At 59.7% G+C, this 18,121-nt stretch carries 16 protein-coding genes; 1 reads left to right on the forward strand and 15 read right to left on the reverse strand.

What is annotated here, in order from left to right:
- Positions 1-131: 131 nt before the first annotated feature.
- The 9 genes from sucD to sdhC form a co-directional block, all read right to left on the reverse strand.
- A complete protein-coding gene (sucD, locus tag DBP26_RS17305; RefSeq protein ID WP_108238733.1) occupies positions 132-1,016 on the reverse strand; it encodes a succinate--CoA ligase subunit alpha in 885 nt (294 codons plus the stop codon).
- Positions 1,016-2,182 (reverse strand): ADP-forming succinate--CoA ligase subunit beta, encoded by a 1,167-nt coding sequence (gene sucC / locus DBP26_RS17310; RefSeq protein WP_108238734.1) that lies wholly within the window; start codon positions 2,180-2,182, stop codon positions 1,016-1,018. Before sucC ends, sucD begins: the two co-directional genes overlap by 1 nt.
- A gap of 203 nt (positions 2,183-2,385) precedes the next feature.
- Positions 2,386-3,825 carry a dihydrolipoyl dehydrogenase gene (gene lpdA, locus DBP26_RS17315; protein WP_108238735.1) on the reverse strand — a complete coding sequence of 480 codons (1,440 nt, stop codon included), beginning with the start codon at positions 3,823-3,825 and terminating at the stop codon, positions 2,386-2,388.
- A 169-nt stretch (positions 3,826-3,994) separates the two neighbouring features.
- Positions 3,995-5,236 (reverse strand): 2-oxoglutarate dehydrogenase complex dihydrolipoyllysine-residue succinyltransferase, encoded by a 1,242-nt coding sequence (gene odhB, locus DBP26_RS17320; RefSeq protein ID WP_108238736.1) that lies wholly within the window; start codon positions 5,234-5,236, stop codon positions 3,995-3,997.
- 41 nt (positions 5,237-5,277) lie between these two features.
- Entirely contained in the window at positions 5,278-8,109 is a 2,832-nt protein-coding gene (locus tag DBP26_RS17325) for a 2-oxoglutarate dehydrogenase E1 component (RefSeq protein WP_108238737.1), read from the reverse strand.
- Positions 8,110-8,433: 324 nt separating this feature from the next.
- Positions 8,434-9,138: a succinate dehydrogenase iron-sulfur subunit gene (locus DBP26_RS17330; protein WP_108238738.1), complete on the reverse strand. Its 705-nt coding sequence runs from the start codon at positions 9,136-9,138 to the stop codon at positions 8,434-8,436.
- Between the two features lie 11 nt (positions 9,139-9,149).
- A complete protein-coding gene (gene sdhA / locus DBP26_RS17335; RefSeq protein ID WP_108238739.1) occupies positions 9,150-10,922 on the reverse strand; it encodes a succinate dehydrogenase flavoprotein subunit in 1,773 nt (590 codons plus the stop codon).
- Between the two features lie 3 nt (positions 10,923-10,925).
- The gene (gene sdhD, locus DBP26_RS17340; protein ID WP_108238740.1) at positions 10,926-11,294 is read right to left on the reverse strand and encodes a succinate dehydrogenase, hydrophobic membrane anchor protein; all 369 of its coding nucleotides are present in this window, start codon (positions 11,292-11,294) and stop codon (positions 10,926-10,928) included.
- Positions 11,288-11,662, reverse strand: coding sequence for a succinate dehydrogenase, cytochrome b556 subunit (sdhC, locus tag DBP26_RS17345; protein ID WP_108238741.1), 375 nt, complete (start codon positions 11,660-11,662; stop codon positions 11,288-11,290). Before sdhC ends, sdhD begins: the two co-directional genes overlap by 7 nt.
- 364 nt (positions 11,663-12,026) lie before the next feature.
- Here sdhC and gltA point away from each other — a divergent pair, with 364 nt between their 5' ends.
- A complete protein-coding gene (gene gltA, locus DBP26_RS17350; RefSeq protein ID WP_108238742.1) occupies positions 12,027-13,316 on the forward strand; it encodes a citrate synthase in 1,290 nt (429 codons plus the stop codon).
- A 66-nt stretch (positions 13,317-13,382) separates the two neighbouring features.
- Here the strand turns inward: gltA and DBP26_RS17355 are convergent, their stop codons facing one another.
- From DBP26_RS17355 to DBP26_RS17380, 6 genes are all read right to left on the reverse strand, one after another.
- Entirely contained in the window at positions 13,383-13,988 is a 606-nt protein-coding gene (locus DBP26_RS17355; RefSeq protein ID WP_108238743.1) for an START domain-containing protein, read from the reverse strand.
- Positions 13,989-14,046: 58 nt separating this feature from the next.
- Complete coding sequence (locus tag DBP26_RS17360; protein ID WP_108238744.1) at positions 14,047-14,304, reverse strand: YkgJ family cysteine cluster protein; 258 nt, start codon at positions 14,302-14,304, stop codon at positions 14,047-14,049.
- 94 nt (positions 14,305-14,398) lie between these two features.
- Positions 14,399-15,088: a translation initiation factor 2 gene (locus DBP26_RS17365; protein WP_108238745.1), complete on the reverse strand. Its 690-nt coding sequence runs from the start codon at positions 15,086-15,088 to the stop codon at positions 14,399-14,401.
- Positions 15,089-15,243: 155 nt separating this feature from the next.
- Positions 15,244-16,683: a PLP-dependent aminotransferase family protein gene (locus tag DBP26_RS17370; protein WP_108238769.1), complete on the reverse strand. Its 1,440-nt coding sequence runs from the start codon at positions 16,681-16,683 to the stop codon at positions 15,244-15,246.
- Between the two features lie 239 nt (positions 16,684-16,922).
- Positions 16,923-17,738: an OmpA family protein gene (locus DBP26_RS17375; protein ID WP_108238746.1), complete on the reverse strand. Its 816-nt coding sequence runs from the start codon at positions 17,736-17,738 to the stop codon at positions 16,923-16,925.
- Positions 17,735-18,088: a DUF4398 domain-containing protein gene (locus DBP26_RS17380; protein ID WP_108238770.1), complete on the reverse strand. Its 354-nt coding sequence runs from the start codon at positions 18,086-18,088 to the stop codon at positions 17,735-17,737. Before DBP26_RS17380 ends, DBP26_RS17375 begins: the two co-directional genes overlap by 4 nt.
- Positions 18,089-18,121: the final 33 nt, after the last annotated feature.

The raw sequence follows: 18,121 nt of genomic DNA on the forward strand, positions 1-18,121 counted from the left end.
GCACCCTGCCGCCCGATGCACCGTAATTGCGGGCAAGCGCGCTCCTGCCACACTCATTGCACAATGCCTGGAAACACAAAGGCCACCCGAAGGTGGCCTTTGTGGATCGAGCGATGATCGGTAAGCGATGCTTACTTCTTCATTTCCCAACCGGTCAGCTCAGCCAGGGCTTTGCCGATGTCTGCCAGCGAACGGACAGTTTTTACGCCAGCGTCTTGCAGCGCAGCGAACTTCTCGTCTGCAGTGCCTTTACCACCGGAGATGATCGCACCGGCGTGGCCCATGCGCTTGCCCGGAGGCGCCGTCACACCTGCGATGTAGGAAACGACCGGCTTGGTCACGTTTGCCTTGATGTAGGCAGCCGCTTCTTCCTCGGCCGAACCACCAATCTCACCGATCATGACGATCGCTTCGGTCTGCGGGTCGTTCTGGAACAGCTTCAGGATGTCGATGAAGTTCGAGCCCGGGATGGGGTCACCACCGATACCGACGCAGGTGGACTGACCGAAACCGGCGTCAGTGGTCTGCTTCACTGCTTCGTACGTCAGGGTGCCGGAACGCGAAACGATACCGACTTTTCCTGGCAAGTGGATGTGACCTGGCATGATGCCGATCTTGCACTCGCCCGGGGTGATGACGCCAGGGCAGTTAGGCCCGATCAGGGTCACGCCCAACTCGTCGCATTTGACCTTCGCGTCCAGCATGTCCAGGGTAGGAATGCCTTCGGTGATGCAGACGATCAGCTTGATGCCCGCGAATGCCGCTTCCAGGATCGAGTCCTTGCAGAACGGAGCTGGAACGTAGATGACCGAAGCGTCGGCGCCGGTGGCCTTGACGGCTTCGGCGACGGTGTTGAACACCGGCAGGCCCAGGTGAGTGCTGCCGCCTTTGCCTGGGGTCACGCCGCCGACCATTTTGGTGCCGTAGGCAATGGCTTGTTCGGAGTGGAAAGTACCTTGCGAGCCGGTGAAGCCCTGGCAGATGACTTTGGTGTCTTTATTGATCAGGACGCTCATTATTTGCCCTCCGCAGCTTTGACGACTTGTTGAGCAGCGTCGGTCAGGCTGGTAGCTGCGATGATGTTCAAGCCGCTTTCTGCCAGTACTTTTGCGCCCAGCTCAGCGTTGTTGCCTTCAAGGCGAACAACAACCGGGATTTTCACGCCGACTTCTTTCACGGCGCCGATGATGCCTTCGGCAATCATGTCGCAACGAACGATGCCGCCGAAGATGTTGACCAGTACTGCAGCGACGTTGCTGTCGGACAGGATGATCTTGAACGCTTCGGTCACGCGCTCTTTGGTCGCGCCGCCGCCAACGTCCAGGAAGTTGGCTGGCTTGCCGCCGTGCAGGTTGACGATGTCCATGGTACCCATGGCCAGGCCGGCACCGTTGACCATGCAGCCGATGTTGCCTTCCAGTGCCACATAGTTCAGTTCGAACTTGGCAGCGTGGGCTTCACGCGGATCGTCCTGCGACGGGTCGTGGAACGCCTTCAGCTTGGGCTGACGGTACATGGCGTTGGCGTCGATGTTGATCTTGGCGTCCAGGCAGTGCAGATCGCCGTCGGCCTTGATGACCAGCGGGTTCACTTCCAGCAGGGCCAGATCGTGGTCCTGGAACAGTTTGGCCAGACCGGTGAAGATCTTGGCAAACTGAGCAACTTGCTTGCCTTCCAGGCCCAGCTGGAATGCCAGATCGCGGCCCTGGAATGGCTGAGCGCCGACCAGTGGGTCGATAGTGGCTTTGAGAATCTTCTCAGGTGTGTCGTGAGCGATTTTCTCGATGTCCACGCCACCTTCGGTGGACGCCATGAACACGATACGACGGCTCGAACGATCGACTACAGCGCCCAGGTACAGCTCTTTGGCGATGTCAGTGCAGGATTCAACCAGGATCTTGGTGACCGGTTGACCGTTGGCATCAGTCTGGTAAGTGACCAGACGCTTGCCCAGCCATTGGGCAGCGAACGCAGCTGCGTCTTCTTTGCTCTTGACCAGCTTGACGCCGCCGGCCTTGCCGCGACCGCCCGCGTGAACCTGGGCTTTGACGACCCACTCGGTCCCGCCGATCTTGTCGCACGCTTCTGCTGCTGCTTCCGGGGTGTCTACTGCGAAGCCTTTGGATACTGGCAGGCCGTATTCAGCAAACAGCTGCTTACCCTGATACTCGTGAAGATTCATGCTTTTTACCGTCTTCGTTAGGTACTGCGCTTCGGTGCTGCCCGTCCAGGCGTGCCGCACCACCTGTGACCGCTTCCCCTGGCAAGCGCCCTCTCTTCACCAAGGTGAGGAGACGAAGCCTGACAGGGGTTCGAGTCCGACGGACCTTCCGCGGCCAGGCTTGCGAACAAGACTGGCGACGGGCGGTCCGCCGTGGTTTTTTCTTAGCGTTTCTTCTTGTTCTGGATGTGGATGGCATGGCCATTCACAGCCAGCGCTGCTTCGTGCAGCGCTTCGGACAACGTCGGGTGCGAGAAGACCATCATGCCGATGTCTTCAGCGCTGGTACCGAATTCCATGCCGATAGCGCCCTGCTGAACCAGTTCCGCAGCGCCTGGGCCGATCACGTGAACGCCCAGTACACGGTCGGTCTTGGCGTCGGCGATGACCTTGACGAAACCGCCGGTGTCGTTGGCTGCCATTGCACGGCCGCTGGCCGCGAATGGGAATTGCCCGACGTTGACTTCCACGCCTTCGGCTTTCAAGGTCTGCTCGGTCTTGCCCACCCACGCGATTTCCGGGTGAGTGTAGATAACCGAAGGAATCAGGTCATAGTTCATCTGGGTCTTGTGACCCTTGATGCGCTCGACCACCATGATGCCCTCTTCCGACGCCTTGTGCGCCAGCATCAGACCACGAACCACGTCACCGATCGCATAGACGCCAGGCACGCTGGTTTCACATTGATCGTTGACGAAGATGAAGCCGCGCTCGTCGATGTCGACGCCGCTGTCGGCAGCCAGCAGGTCAGTCGTGACCGGACGACGGCCGACCGCGACGATCAGGCGGTCGAAGGTGATCTTCTGCTCGCCGTCCTTGTCGGTGTAGCTGACTTCGACTTCGTTGCCATTGACTTTCGAGCCGGTGACGCGAGCGCCAAGCTTGATGTCCAGGCCCTGCTTGGTGAAGGTCTTCTGTGCTTCCTTGGAAACCGCTTCGTCGGCGGCCGGCAGGAACTTCTCCAGCGCTTCCAGAACGGTGACCTTGGAGCCCAGGCGGGACCAGACCGAGCCCAGCTCCAGACCGATGACTCCAGCGCCGATCACGCCCAGACGCTCAGGGACGGCCTGGAATTCCAGGGCGCCAGTGGAGTCGACGATCACATTCTGGTCGACCGGGGCCGGCGGGATGTCGATCGGACGCGAACCGGACGCCAGAATGATGTTGTCCGCTTCGATGACTTCGGTGCTACCGTCAGGCTTGGTCAGCTCGACCTTCTTGCCGGCCAGCAGCTTGCCGTGCCCTTGCAGGGAGGTGACGCCGTTGGCCTTGAACAGGCTGGCAACGCCGCCGGTCAGGCCTTTGACGATCTGCGACTTGCGACCGACCATTGCCGGCACGTCCATCTTCACATCGCCGGAAACGGAGATGCCATGAACCCCGAACTGATTCTTGGCTTCGTAGAACTTCCAGGAACTGTCCAGCAACGCCTTGGACGGAATGCAACCTACGTTCAGGCAGGTACCGCCGAGGGCCAGCTTGCCCTCTTTATCCTGATACTTCTCGATGCAGGCAGTCGTGAAACCAAGTTGCGCAGCCTTGATAGCGGCAACATAACCGCCCGGGCCCGCGCCAATCACTACCACGTCGAATTTCTGGGACATAACAAAGTTCCTTTAGCTACAAGCTTCAAGCTGCAAGCCGCGAGCTGATCCGTATCAAACGTCAGACCCGACTCACGGCCAGCATCATTGGATGCGACTTACGGGCCGCAGGCTCCACGCCGTGCGCTTCCCTCTTGAAGCGTTCGGCGTACAGCGTGCGGCTGCCTCATCAGATATCCAGCAACAGACGCGCTGGATCTTCCAGCAGGTTCTTGATCGTCACGAGGAACGTCACGGCTTCCTTACCATCGATCAGGCGGTGGTCGTAAGACAGCGCCAGGTACATCATCGGGCGAATGACCACTTGACCGTTGATCGCCATCGGGCGTTGAACGATGTTGTGCATGCCCAGGATGGCCGCTTGCGGTGGGTTGACGATCGGCGTCGACATCATCGAACCGAACGTACCACCATTGGTGATGGTGAAGGTACCGCCAGTCATCTCGTCGATGGACAGTTTGCCGTCGCGGGCTTTCTTGCCGAAGGTGGCGATGCCGCCTTCGATTTCAGCCAGGCTCATCTGTTCAGCGTTACGCAGCACCGGCACCACCAGCCCGCGGTCGCTGGAAACGGCAACGCCGACGTCCGCATAACCGTGGTAAACGATGTCCGACCCGTCGATCGAGGCGTTGACGGCCGGGAAACGTTTCAGCGCTTCGGTGGCCGCCTTGACGAAGAACGACATGAAGCCCAGGCGTACACCGTTATGGCTCTTCTCGAACAGGTCCTTGTACTTCGCGCGCAGCGCCATGACTTCGGTCATGTCCACTTCGTTGAAGGTCGTGAGCATGGCCATGGTCGATTGAGCCTCGACCAGACGCTCGGCAACCTTGGCACGCAGGCGAGTCATCGGCACACGCTTCTCGGTGCGGTCGCCGACCGCCACGACAGGGGCGGCAGCAGGAGCGGCGGAAGGCTTGGCGGCTGGCGCAGCGGCTGGAGCGGATTTCTTCGCGTCGATTGCGGCGACGACGTCTTCCTTGGTCACACGACCGTCTTTGCCGGTGCCCTTGATGCTGGACAGGGCGATGCCGTTTTCTTCAGCCAGCTTACGGGCAGCCGGGGCGCCGATAGCGTCGTCATCCGCAGCGGGAGCTGCGGTCGGTGCTGCAGCAGGTGCGGCAGCTGGAGCGGCGGCAGCAGGGGCAGCGGCTGGCGCGGCGGAGGCCGTAGCGCCTGCGTCCAGGGTCGCGATCAACTCGTTGGACAGGACGGTGTCGCCCTCGCCCTTGACGATGGAAGCCAACACGCCGTCCGCTTCGGCCAGCACTTCGAGGACGACCTTGTCCGTCTCGATGTCGACCAGCAGCTCGTCACGTTTTACCGCTTCGCCGGGTTGCTTGTGCCATTTGGAAATGGTGCCGTCGGCAACGGATTCCGGGAAAGAGGGGGCTTTGATCTCAATAGCCATTGTCTGTAATTCCTTAATTCGGTTTCTAGTGCGCGAAGGCGTTAAACGGTGAACGCGTCTTGCAGCAGTTTTTCCTGCTGTTCGGCGTGCATCGAAGCGTAACCACAGGCAGGCGCAGCGGAGGCGTCACGACCGGCGTACTCGAGGACGAGGTTACGGTTGTGATTGCCGATGCTACGACGCAAATGGTGCTGGCTGCTGTACCAGGCGCCCTGGTTCATCGGCTCTTCCTGACACCAGACCACATGGGTCAGGTTGGTGTAAGGCGCGATGGCCTCCATCAGGTCGTCTTCCGGGAACGGGTACAGCTGCTCGATACGCACGATGGCGATATCTTCGCGGCCTTCGGCACGGCGTTTTTCCAGCAGGTCGTAGTAAACCTTGCCACTGCACAGAATCAGACGGGTCACCTTGGCCGGATCGAGGGTGTCGATTTCCGGAATGACAGTCTGGAACGAGCCTTCGGCCAGATCTTCCAGGGTCGAGATCGCTAGCTTGTGACGCAGCAGGGATTTCGGCGACAGCACCACCAGCGGTTTGCGCAGCGGGCGAATCACCTGACGGCGCAGCAGATGGTAGATCTGGGCCGGGGTGGTTGGCACGCACACCTGGATGTTGTGCTCGGCGCACAGCTGCAGGTAACGCTCGAGACGTGCCGAAGAGTGCTCCGGACCTTGGCCTTCGTAGCCATGCGGCAACAGCATCGTCAGACCGCACAGACGGCCCCACTTGTGCTCGCCACTGGTGATGAACTGGTCGATCACCACCTGCGCACCGTTGGCGAAGTCACCGAACTGAGCTTCCCAGATCACCAGCGCGTTCGGCGTGGTGGTCGAGTAGCCATATTCGAACGCCAGGACGGCCTCTTCCGACAGGAAGGAGTCATACAGTTCGAACTTTGGTTGACCAGGAAACAGGTTCTGCAGCGGCAGGTAGACGCTGGCATCCTTCTGATTGTGCAGCGCGGCATGGCGGTGCGAGAAGGTGCCGCGACCTACGTCCTGGCCGGTGATGCGCACAGGATGGCCTTCGAACAGCAACGTGGCGTAGGCCATGGTTTCCGCGTAGCCCCAGTTGATCGGCAAGCCACCGGCCTGCATCTTCTGGCGGTCTTCGTAGATCTTCTGAACCTGACGCTGAACCACGAAACCTTCCGGCAGCTCCATCTGCTTGGCAGACAGCTCCTGCAGGGTCTTGAGGTCGAAACGGGTGTCATGACGCGCCGTCCAGGCATGGCCCAGGTAGGGACGCCAGTCGACGAACAGTTCCTTGTTCGGCTCCTTGACCAGGCTCTTGACCACATGCATGCCGTTGTCCAGCGCGCTGCGGTATTCGTCGACCTTGGCCTGGGCACCTTCAGCGTTGAGCACACCCGCGGCAGCGAGTGCATCGGCATACAGCTCACGGGTGGTGCGCTGCTTGGCGATCTGCTGGTACATCAATGGCTGGGTACCGCTTGGCTCGTCGGCCTCGTTGTGGCCACGACGGCGGTAGCAGACCAGGTCGATCACCACGTCACGCTTGAACTGCATGCGGTAGTCGATCGCCAACTGGCTGACGAACAGCACTGCTTCAGGATCGTCGCCATTCACGTGCAGGATGGGCGCCTGGATCATCTTCGCCACATCGGTCGCGTATTCGGTCGAACGCGCATCCAGCGGGTTGCTGATGGTGAAGCCCACCTGGTTGTTCACCACGATGTGGATCGTGCCGCCCGTCTTGAAGCCGCGCGTCTGGGACATCTGGAAGGTTTCCAGGACCACGCCCTGACCGGCGAATGCCGCGTCACCGTGGATGGAAATCGGCAGCACCTTCTCGCCGGTGGTGTCGTTGCGGCGGTCCTGACGGGCGCGCACGGAACCTTCCACCACTGGAGAAACGATCTCCAGGTGAGACGGGTTGAACGCCATGGCCAGGTGGACTTCGCCACCGGTGGTCATGACGTTGGAGGAAAAGCCCTGGTGGTATTTCACGTCACCGGAGCCCAATTCGACCTTCTTCTTGCCTTCGAACTCGTCGAACAGCTCGCGAGGGTTCTTGCCGAACGTGTTGACCAGAACGTTGAGACGGCCGCGGTGGGCCATGCCGATGACGATTTCCTTGGTGCCGTAGGAACCGGAACGCTGAATCAGCTCATCCAGCATCGGAATCAGGCTTTCGCCACCTTCCAGGCCGAAACGCTTGGTGCCCGGGTACTTGGTCCCCAGGTACTTTTCCAGACCCTCGGCCGCGGTGACGCGCTCGAGCAGATGGCTCTGAATGTCGGCGGAGTAAGCTGGACGGCCCCGCACGCTTTCGAGGCGCTGCATGAACCAGTTGCGCTGATTGGAATCGACGATATGCGTGAACTCGGCACCGATGGTGCGGCAATATGTCTTCTGCAACGCGTCGACGATTTCGCGTAGGCTCGCCTCCTCCTTGCCGATGAACAGGTCGCCGGCACGGAAGGTGGTATCGAGGTCAGCGTTGGTCAGGCCGTAATGGTCGATCGACAGGTCAGCTGGCGCAGTACGCTTCCACAAACCCAGCGGGTCGAGCTGCGCACCCTGATGGCCGCGCATACGGTACGCCTGGATCAGTCGCAGCACTTCGACTTGCTTCTTCTCGTGTTCGCTGCTCACGCTACCGGCGGAGACCGGCTGTGCGCGGCGCTGGTTCTTGCCCAGCAACACAAAATGATCGCGAACCGTAGAGTGCGATACATCGGTGACAGTGCTGCCATCTGCCGGCAGCGTCTGGAAGTAGGTGCGCCATTCTTCTGGCACAGCGTTAGGGTCGTGCAGGTAGAGCTCATAGAGCTCTTCCACATAGGCAGCGTTACCACCTGAAAGGTGGGCGCTGTTCCACATGCGCTGCATCACGCTTTCTTGCATGCTTGGTCACCCTCGGTTAGGGGACACCACCGGCGTCGACGCCCGAGCCTGCTTGGAATCCATCCCGCGACGATATCGAGTCGCGCACGAATCCGGCTGCCAGGGATCACGCAGATAGTCCGGGTACCAGCCCGGATGCCCCTGCTGGTCTCATTTCTTCAAATAAGAGCCGCAGCCATATGACCGCTGCTCAGGTTTAAACTCCGGCGCCGGTTGAAGCCTGCGCCGCAGCGTTTGCGGGTACAACATTTTCAAATACTGCGATGTATCGATGCCACAGGGTGCAACGAACCGGCCCGTAGCGTTGCCGCACGGGCCGGAACATCAGATACCGCTGGTCAGAAGCATGCTGCGAACGTGACCGATGGCCTTGGTAGGGTTCAGGCCTTTCGGGCAAACGTTCACGCAGTTCATGATCCCGCGGCAACGGAATACGCTGAACGGATCATCCAGCGACGCCAGGCGCTCCTGGGTCTTGGTATCACGGCTGTCAGCCAGGAAACGATAGGCTTGCAGCAGTGCGGCCGGACCGAGGAACTTGTCGGGGTTCCACCAGAACGAAGGGCAGGACGTCGAGCAGCACGCGCACAGGATGCACTCGTACAGGCCGTCCAGCTTCTCGCGCTCCTCAGGCGACTGCAGACGCTCGATGGCCGGCGCCGGCGTGTCGTTCTGCAGGAATGGCTTCACCTTCTCGTACTGCTTGTAGAAGATGCTCATATCGACGACTAGGTCACGAATGACCGGCAAGCCAGGCAGCGGACGCACCACCAGCTTGTTGTTCTTCACGACGGCAGACAGCGGCGTGATGCACGCCAGGCCGTTCTTGCCGTTGATGTTCATGCCGTCGGAACCGCAGACGCCTTCACGGCAGGAACGACGATAGGAGAACCCTTCGTCCTGCTCTTTGATCAGCGCCAGCACGTCCAGCACCATCAGGTCCTTTCCGCCGGTATCGACGTCGAACACCTGGGTTTTAGGCGCCGAGTCGGTATCGGGGTTGTAACGATAAACTTCGACTTTCAACATAGCAGCCACCCTTAGTAAGTCCGGACTTTAGGTTCGAACGCCGGAACGGTCTTCGGCGCGAAGTTGACGCCGCGCTTGGCAACACGCTTTTCACCCGGATAGTACAGGGTGTGGCACAGCCAGTTGACGTCATCACGGTCTTCGAAGTCTTCACGGGCGTGAGCGCCGCGAGATTCAGTACGGGTGTTGGCCGCGATCGCCGTGGCTTCAGCGACTTCCAGCAAGTTCTGCAACTCCAGCGCTTCGATACGCGCAGTGTTGAAGCCCTGGGACTTGTCGTTGATTTTCACGTTGGCGATGCGCTCGCGCAGGCCCGCTAGTTGCTCGATCCCCTTCTCCATGTATTCACCGGTACGGAATACACCGAAGTAATTCTGCATGCAGCTCTGCAGCTCGCGTTTCAGGCTGGCAACGTCTTCGCCTTCGGTACGGCTGTTCAGCGCGTTCAGACGGTTCAGGGCAACATCGATGTCGGTGTCGCTGGCGTCGGCATATTCAATGCCTTCGGTCAGCGCTTTTTCGAGGTGCAGACCCGCAGCACGCCCGAATACCACCAGGTCGAGCAGCGAGTTGCCGCCCAGACGGTTGGCGCCATGAACCGATACGCAAGCCACTTCACCGACGGCGAACAGACCCGGAATGATCTGGTCATTGCCTTCGGCGTCCATGGTGATCGCCTGGCCGTGAATGTTGGTAGCGACGCCGCCCATCATGTAGTGACAGGTCGGAACCACGGGAACCGGCGCGACGACTGGGTCGACGTGGGCGAAGGTCTTCGACAGTTCGCAGATACCGGGCAGGCGGCTGTGCAGCACTTCCTCACCCAGGTGGTCCAGCTTCAGCAGTACGTGGTCCTTGTTAGGGCCCACACCATTGCCGGCGATGATCTCCTTGACCATGGAGCGCGCAACCACGTCGCGACCTGCCAGGTCTTTCGCGTTCGGCGCGTAACGCTCCATGAAGCGTTCGCCGTGCGCGTTGATCAGGTAGCCACCTTCACCGCGGCAACCTTCGGTGACCAGTACACCTGCGCCCGCAATGCCGGTCGGGTGGAACTGCCACATTTCGATGTCCTGAACCGGAACACCCGCACGCAGTGCCATGCCGATGCCATCGCCGGTGTTGATCAGGGCGTTGGTAGTAGAAGCATAGATGCGCCCTGCACCGCCCGTGGCCAGCACGGTGGCCTTGGACTTGATGTACATGGTTTCGCCGGTTTCGATGCAGATCGCGATCACGCCGACGAAGGCGCCTTCGGAGTTCTTCACCAGGTCGACAGCGTAGTACTCGTTGAGGAAGGTGGTGCCTGCCTTGAGATTGCCCTGGTACAGGGTGTGCAGCAGCGCGTGACCGGTACGGTCGGAGGCCGCGCAGGTACGGGCAGCCTGACCGCCTTTACCGAAGTCCTTGGACTGACCGCCAAACGGACGCTGATAGATGCGACCGGTTTCGGTGCGGGAGAACGGCAGACCCATGTGGTCCAGTTCGAAGACCGCTGCAGGGCCTTCCTGACACATGTATTCGATAGCGTCCTGGTCGCCGATGTAGTCGGAACCCTTGACGGTGTCGTACATGTGCCAGCGCCAGTCATCGTTCGGGTCGGCCGACGCAATGGCGCAGGTGATGCCACCCTGGGCGGATACGGTGTGGGAGCGAGTCGGGAAGACCTTGGTGACTACGGCGGTCTTGTGGCCGCCCTGAGCCAACTGCAGGGCAGCACGCATGCCTGCACCGCCGCCACCGATGATGATGGCGTCGAAGGATAGTGTCTTGATGTTAGCCATGAATCAGATACCCCAAAGAATCTGCACACCCCAGACGAAGTACGCGAACATCACGATGCCGCAGACCGCCTGGAACAGGAAACGCACAGCCAGCGCGGACTTGCCGAAGCTCATGGGCGTCAGGTAGTCGGTCGCGATGGTCCACATGCCGACCCAGGCGTGAGCGCCCAGGGCCACGAGGGCCAGCAGACTGAAGATGCGCATTCCGTTATGGGAGAAGAGGCCATGCCACTGGGCGAAATCCAGGCCCGGGTGAACGACCAGGTATCCGATCAGGAAAATGAAATAAGCCGCGAGCACTACAGCGGAGACGCGTTGCGCCATCCAATCGTAGAGGCCCGAACGAGACAGGTTCGTAACGCTGGTTACCATATCCAAACTCCCGCCAGAACGATCAGCACCACGGAAACGGCGATGACGATTTTCGAGCCCAGCTTTCCGCCTTCAAGCGTTTCACCGACACCCGAATCCATGATCAGGTGACGAACGCCCGCCACCAGGTGGTACAACAGGGCAGACAGAAGCCCCCATGCGATGAACTTGGCCAGAGGACTGGTCAAGGACGCCTTCACGTCGGCGAAACCCTCTTCGGAGCCCAGCGACTTGCCCAGCGCGTACAACATGAAGGCAATGCCGATGAAGAGAATGATGCCGGAGATGCGGTGAAGGATCGACGTGATCGCGGTGATGGGGAGTTTGATGGTCCTTAGGTCTAGGTTTACAGGTCGTTGGCTTTTCACGGCTTTTTTTTCACACTGAAGAGCCCCTAGGAATCAGGGCAAGTTGTTGGGAAGTGCACTGGTCAGGTACCCACTACCCAGGAAGTGACGACCCCCAGAAAAACGGGCCTGCGAGCCCCTGGCGGTCGGGTGCCGAGTATAGACAGTTAGCCAACTAATGACAACGCACCTGCCCTCCCCTAATGGCGGATTGCGCTGGCGGAATAAAAGGCGTAAATGGCAGTGAATTTCGTGGAAAAGCCACACTTAAAGCCCTCTGCCAGAAGACTTTTGGCAAATTGACTTTAGAATTTATCTCACTATAGTGATGCGGGCCCTGCGTGGGGGGCCTGTCTGATGATTTGAAGCATAAATAGGAGGCCACATGGCTGACAAAAAAGCGCAGTTGATCATCGAGGGCGCTGCCCCCGTCGAGCTGCCCATTCTGACCGGCACCGTTGGTCCCGATGTTATCGACGTACGCGGCCTGACCGCCACCGGACGCTTCACATTCGACCCAGGCTTCATGTCGACCGCCTCATGCGAATCCAGGATCACCTACATCGACGGTGACAACGGCATCTTGCTGCATCGCGGCTACCCGATCGAGCAACTGGCCGAGCAGTCCGACTACCTCGAAACCTGCTACCTGCTGCTCAATGGCGAACTGCCTACCGCCGAGCAGAAAGCCGAATTCGTCGAGAAAGTGAAGAACCACACGATGGTTCATGAACAGTTGAAGACGTTCTTCAACGGCTTCCGTCGCGATGCTCACCCGATGGCCGTCATGTGCGGCGTGGTCGGCGCACTCTCGGCGTTTTACCACGACTCGCTGGACATCAATAATCCGCAGCACCGTGAAATCTCGGCGATCCGCCTGGTCGCCAAGATGCCGACCCTCGCGGCCATGGTGTACAAGTACTCCATGGGCCAGCCCATGATGTACCCCCGCAATGACCTGAGCTACGCCGAAAACTTCCTGCACATGATGTTCAACACGCCGTGCGAGATCAAACCGATCAGCCCGACGCTGGCCAAGGCCATGGACCGGATCTTCATCCTCCACGCCGACCATGAGCAGAACGCTTCGACCTCCACCGTACGCATGGCAGGTTCCTCGGGTGCCAACCCGTTCGCCTGTATTGCCGCGGGCATCGCAGCCTTGTGGGGCCCTGCCCACGGCGGCGCCAACGAAGCAGTGCTGACCATGCTCGATGAAATTGGCGATGTCTCCAACATCGACAAGTACATCGCCAAGGCCAAGGACAAGAACGACCCGTTCAAGCTGATGGGCTTCGGTCATCGCGTCTACAAGAACCGCGACCCGCGCGCCACGGTAATGAAACAGACCTGCGACGAAGTGCTGCGCGAACTGGGCATCACCAACGATCCGCAGTTGGAACTGGCCATGCGCCTCGAAGAGATCGCGCTCACCGATCCTTACTTCATCGAGCGCTCGCTGTACCCGAACGTCGATTTCTACTCGGGCATCATCCTCAAGGCGATCGGCATCCCAACCAGCATGTTCACGGTCATCTTCGCGCTGGCGCGTACCGTGGGCTGGATCTCCCACTGGAAGGAAATGCTTTCCAGTCCGTACAAGATTGGCCGTCCGCGCCAACTGTACACTGGCGAAACGTCCCGCGACATCAAGCCCCTGGCTGAACGAAAGTAAGCGCGAGACAACTGAAAAAGGCTGCCACTGGCAGCCTTTTTTGTTCCGCATGAAAAATCGTCCGGGTTATTTCGATGCGCGATCCCGCAGCGCCTTGAGCGTATTGAACGGCGCATCTACAACGAACTTGTTCGCCACCCAGGAAGGTACGCTCCCGCCTGGTTCAGTATGCACCTGGTAGGTCACCTCTGTTTCATTCGGCCCCTTGGGCACGAGTTTCCAAAACCCCTCCACTTGCGCCACCCGAACGAAGCCTTTCTCTTCCGGAATGTACGTCGGCTGCCCGAGTAACTTGCGCGTCAAGCTTCCATCAGCACCTTCAACCGTTGTGATTTGCAGCACCGAGTCACGAGGCGTAACGGGCCAAGGGGTGTTGAATTGCGTGTAGGTCCAGGCCTTGTCACCCTCGAGCTTGAGCACTTTCTGCAGCTTGCACTCATGCACCCAGGCACAGGCACCCGCCACGTCCTCTTGCAAGCTGCGCAGCTTCGCAACGCTGGCCTTGATGGTGGTCACACCCCGATAAGCCTTGTATTGCGAGCCAGGAACGTCACTTAGAGAGACCTTGATGCCGTCCTCGTCCTTGGCGACCTTCCAGTCTTCGGCTTGGACGGCGCTCGCCACCAGTACAGTCATGCTCAGCCCTAAGGCAATCCGGTACAGCGAACCCATATTCTTATTCCTTATTGTTTGTCGTTCAGATACTCAGATCCACCGCCCCCGCCGCCTTTCAAGCGACCGAGGTAGCCTGCTCCCACCACCCAATCAAACGCACAGCTTCTTCGAAACTACTGCCGCAGACCTCGGGGTCGGCTGAGAAACCGCCACACACCGGAGGACGCTGAGGCTGGCCGAAAATCAGACACCGCTTGTCCGCAGAAAGCTGGATACAGCGCTCACCCGCAGGCTTGCCATGGGGCATCCCGGGGATGGGTGAGGAAATAGACGGCGCAATGCAGCAGGCACCGCAGCCCGGACGGCATTCCATGACGATTTCTCTAAAGACGTGATGAGAGCGAATACGATCTTAACCGCTGAAACGCGCGTTTGAAATGCCGCGTAACAGCCTAAACCAGGCTACATCACTGAGTGAATTTGAAATCCAGGGCGGCACCGTCGACCTCTTTGCGCGCTTCATTGCGCAGTTGCAACTCCATTTCGTTACTCAACAAACGCCCCTGAAGCTGAAAGTCAGAGGGTTGCTGGGCATCCGGAAACATCTTCGGCAACAGCGGCTTGCCGCCCGCCTGCGGGGACTTCGTCCTGCCGCCCGCTGTGATTACATTCGCCGGAGGGGTCAATTGCTTGACCATGTCCGGTGGCAGGCTCAAATCCAGAGCGGCCTTGGGCAGACGCGTCTCTTTCACCACCTGCGACGGGGATTTGCTCTTGCTGGAAACCGGCGCGCGGTTTGCGATCTCGGCGTTATCCGCTTTGACCTTGGCTGATTTGGCATTAGCTGCAGAGGTTTTCTGCTGCCCAACCGATTCCTTGGCAGGCACCTTGGCCAACTTCTCCTCAGCCGCCCTGCCCCCTGCTGGCTTGGAGCCTGCGGTCACCGGCACGACATTGATGTTGGGCTTGAGCTCGTGCACCGGCTCACCCGGGGTAGGCGCTGCTACGGGAGCACGTTGAGCACTTTCGGGTTCGGGGGACGCGCGCTCAACCTTGGCCTGTGGTGCCTGAGCGGCGGCCTGTGGTGCCTGAGCGGCGACTTTGGGAGGCGGCGCAGTCGGCTTGTCGGGATCGCATCCTGACAGAATGACAAGCACTGAAAGTCCCACACAACGAAGAAAATTCATAATCGAACGGCAGTAAAAAGGCAGAAGCCGATATGCTGGCCCTTTGCATGGCCGCTGACAAGTGAGTGCACTGCCAGTCGACCTCTCTAACTCGTATAGAGTGGAAAGCGCTCAGCGGACCAAGTTCACCAGGATTGACCGCTGTCCTGACACAGTTGTTTGGCAAGCATACCCAGCGTCATCAGCGCACGTTCCGCCTCCCGATTCCACGGCAAGCCACAGTTCAAGCGAATGCAGTGATTGAACTGCTCCGTGTTGCTGAAAATCAGGCCCGGCGCAATGCTGATCCCCTGCTCCAGCGCCCGGACGTGCAATTCCTGCGTGTTGACCCGACCTGGCAAGCTGATCCAAAGGATGAACCCGCCTGCAGGGCGGCTGATCTGCGTCCCCTCTGGAAACATCTGCTGCACCGCCAGCTGAAATGCGCTCAGATTTTTCCGGTGTTCATGCCGGATGTAGCGCAGATGGCGGTCATAACCGCCGTTCTCCAGATAGGAAGCGACCGCCATCTGTGTGACACTGCACGCCGAGTGCGTGCTGAACGTCTGCAAACGCTGAATTTCCGCCTGATACTTGCCCGCGATCATCCAACCGATACGCACACCGGGCGACAGCGTTTTGGAAAAACTCGAACAATAGATCACCCGCCCTAGACGATCGAACGCCTTGAGGGCCTTCGTTTTGTTCTGCTCATACATCAGCTCGCCGTAAATATCGTCCTCGATCACCTGAATATCGAAATCCGACGCCAACCGCAGCAAGTGTTTCTGTCGCTCCTCCGGCATGGTGCTGCCCAAGGGGTTGCTCAAGCGCGAGGTCATGACCAACGCCTTGATCGACCATTGATTGGCGGCCAACTGCAAGGCTTCCAGGCTGATGCCTGTGTTGGGATCGCTGGGGATCTCGATCACTTTCAGGCCCAACAGGTCCGCCAGTTGCAACAGCCCATAATAGGTGGGGGATTCGGCGGCGATCAGATCGCCCGGACGGGTCAGCACCCGCAGCGACATCTGCAGCGCATCGACACAGCCATGGGTGATGACAATGTCTGAAGGATCAACCACGACCCCCGCGTCACGCATGCGGATTGCCACCTGACGACGCAACGGCTCGAAGCCGGGGCTGAACATGTAATTGAATGCACGCGGACTGTGGAACCGAGTGACTTTGGCCAACTGCTGATGCAATGCGCGCAACGGCAGGTAATCGATGTGCGGAACGGCCGCTCCGAAAGCAAACACGCCTTCGCGACGCGCCTCGACCAGAACCTGTTGAATGATGCTGGCACGGGTAACGAGGCCGGGGCGCTCAACCCGGGCGATGTCCGGCGTCGGGGCCGTCAGAGCCGGCGTCTGGTGCACGTAGTAACCGGACTGGGGGCGTGCCCGAATCAGCCCTTGATCTTCGAGATTCGCATAAGCCTGCAACACCGTGGCATGGCTGACGTTGAGCTGTGAGCTCATCTTGCGTACGGAGGGCACCCGCTCGCCGGGCTGATACACGCCTCGGCGAATGTCTTCAGCCAACTGCTGAGCGATGCGTTGATACAGCAGAAGATTGGTCATTTCGAGTCCCTCGAAGCACGTTTTACGCGCCATGACCCAATCATCAGCGGGCACCGGCGCGAGCAGTTCACCATTACAGTTGCGAAGTGTACGGGGACAGTTAGCCCTCCGACTAGTCATACATCGGTTTGCGGATCAATTCATGCGCACTCCTCCCGCCACCCCTCGAACAGACCTCTTTTCACCGCCCATGAAAAAGCCCGGCTTTTCAACGAAAAACCGGGCTTGGTGAGGGATGCTTAGCGAGGGGCGCTCAACACGCCCTTGTCGTCAGAAAACACGATTTCAACCCGACGATTCTGCGCCCTGCCACGCTCAGACGTGTTTGCACTCACTGGAAATTGATCGCCGTACCCCTCGACCTGAATACGCTCGTCATCAATGCCGAGATCGGAAAGGACATCGGCCACCGCCTGTGCACGATCGCGAGACAACTGCAGATTCTCCCGACTGTCCCCAGTGCCGTCGGCGTAACCCTCGATCCGCACCACGCGTTTTGGGTTGTATTGAAGGAACTGGACGACCTTCAGCACCGTACGGTTCGCCGAGCTCTTCAATTCGGCGCGCCCAGTGTCGAACAACATGTCGCCAAGGGTCATGACAAGCCCTCGCTCGCTTTGCTGGGTCGAGAGGCTGACCACCTGATCTTCGGCCCACTGGCCTTGTTTCTGGGCGCCCGCCAACTTCGCTTCGCGCAGCGCCAGTTGCAGGCGCTGACGCTCCAATTCCAGGCGTGCAAGCTTCTCCTGATTGAGCAACAGCCGACTGTGCTCAGCCGCGATGGCGCTGTAGCGACTGCTCAGATAGGCGTAATGGGTAACGTCCTCCGAACTGCCGATGTAGCTGGACAAGCGCTCGGCCCGCGCCAGCAACTCACCGGCTCGGATCACATCCCTGGGCGCACTGCGCAACACATTGGTGTCGCCCTTCACTTTCTGGAAATCGGTATTGGCGCGTTGCAGGGCTTGCTCGCTGGCCTGGTGACCGGCACAGCCATACAGGCCGGCGCAGCCCAACAACAGCCCAAGCGCCAGCGTACGGGGAACGCGATTCATTGGCTGGTCCCCAATTGTTTACGCAGGCGCTCGAGTCGCCCGTTCACCTGAGTCAACTGCTCGTCGCTCTTTTGCGTCAGAACACGCGCCTCGGCGAGCCGTGCGTCCAGCTCGGCCTGTTCTGCCTGCATGCGGGCATCCTTGTACGACTGGTGGGTCATGTCAGCCTTGGCCTGTGCAAGCTTTGCCTGCGCAGCGGCCATGTCCGGCTCATCTTCCGTTGCACCAACGGCCGAGGCCTGAGCGACCGCTTGTTCGGTGAGCTTGAGTTGCTCTGTCGGCGCAGGGTCGGTGGCGCAGCCGAACAGCGAAGCGATCGCCATGGCCGCCAACATGGGGCGGACTTTCAAAAAGAAACTCAAAAAAACATTCCTACTGATGGG

This window comes from Pseudomonas sp. RIT409 (assembly GCF_003052515.2).
GTDB lineage: Bacteria > Pseudomonadota > Gammaproteobacteria > Pseudomonadales > Pseudomonadaceae > Aquipseudomonas.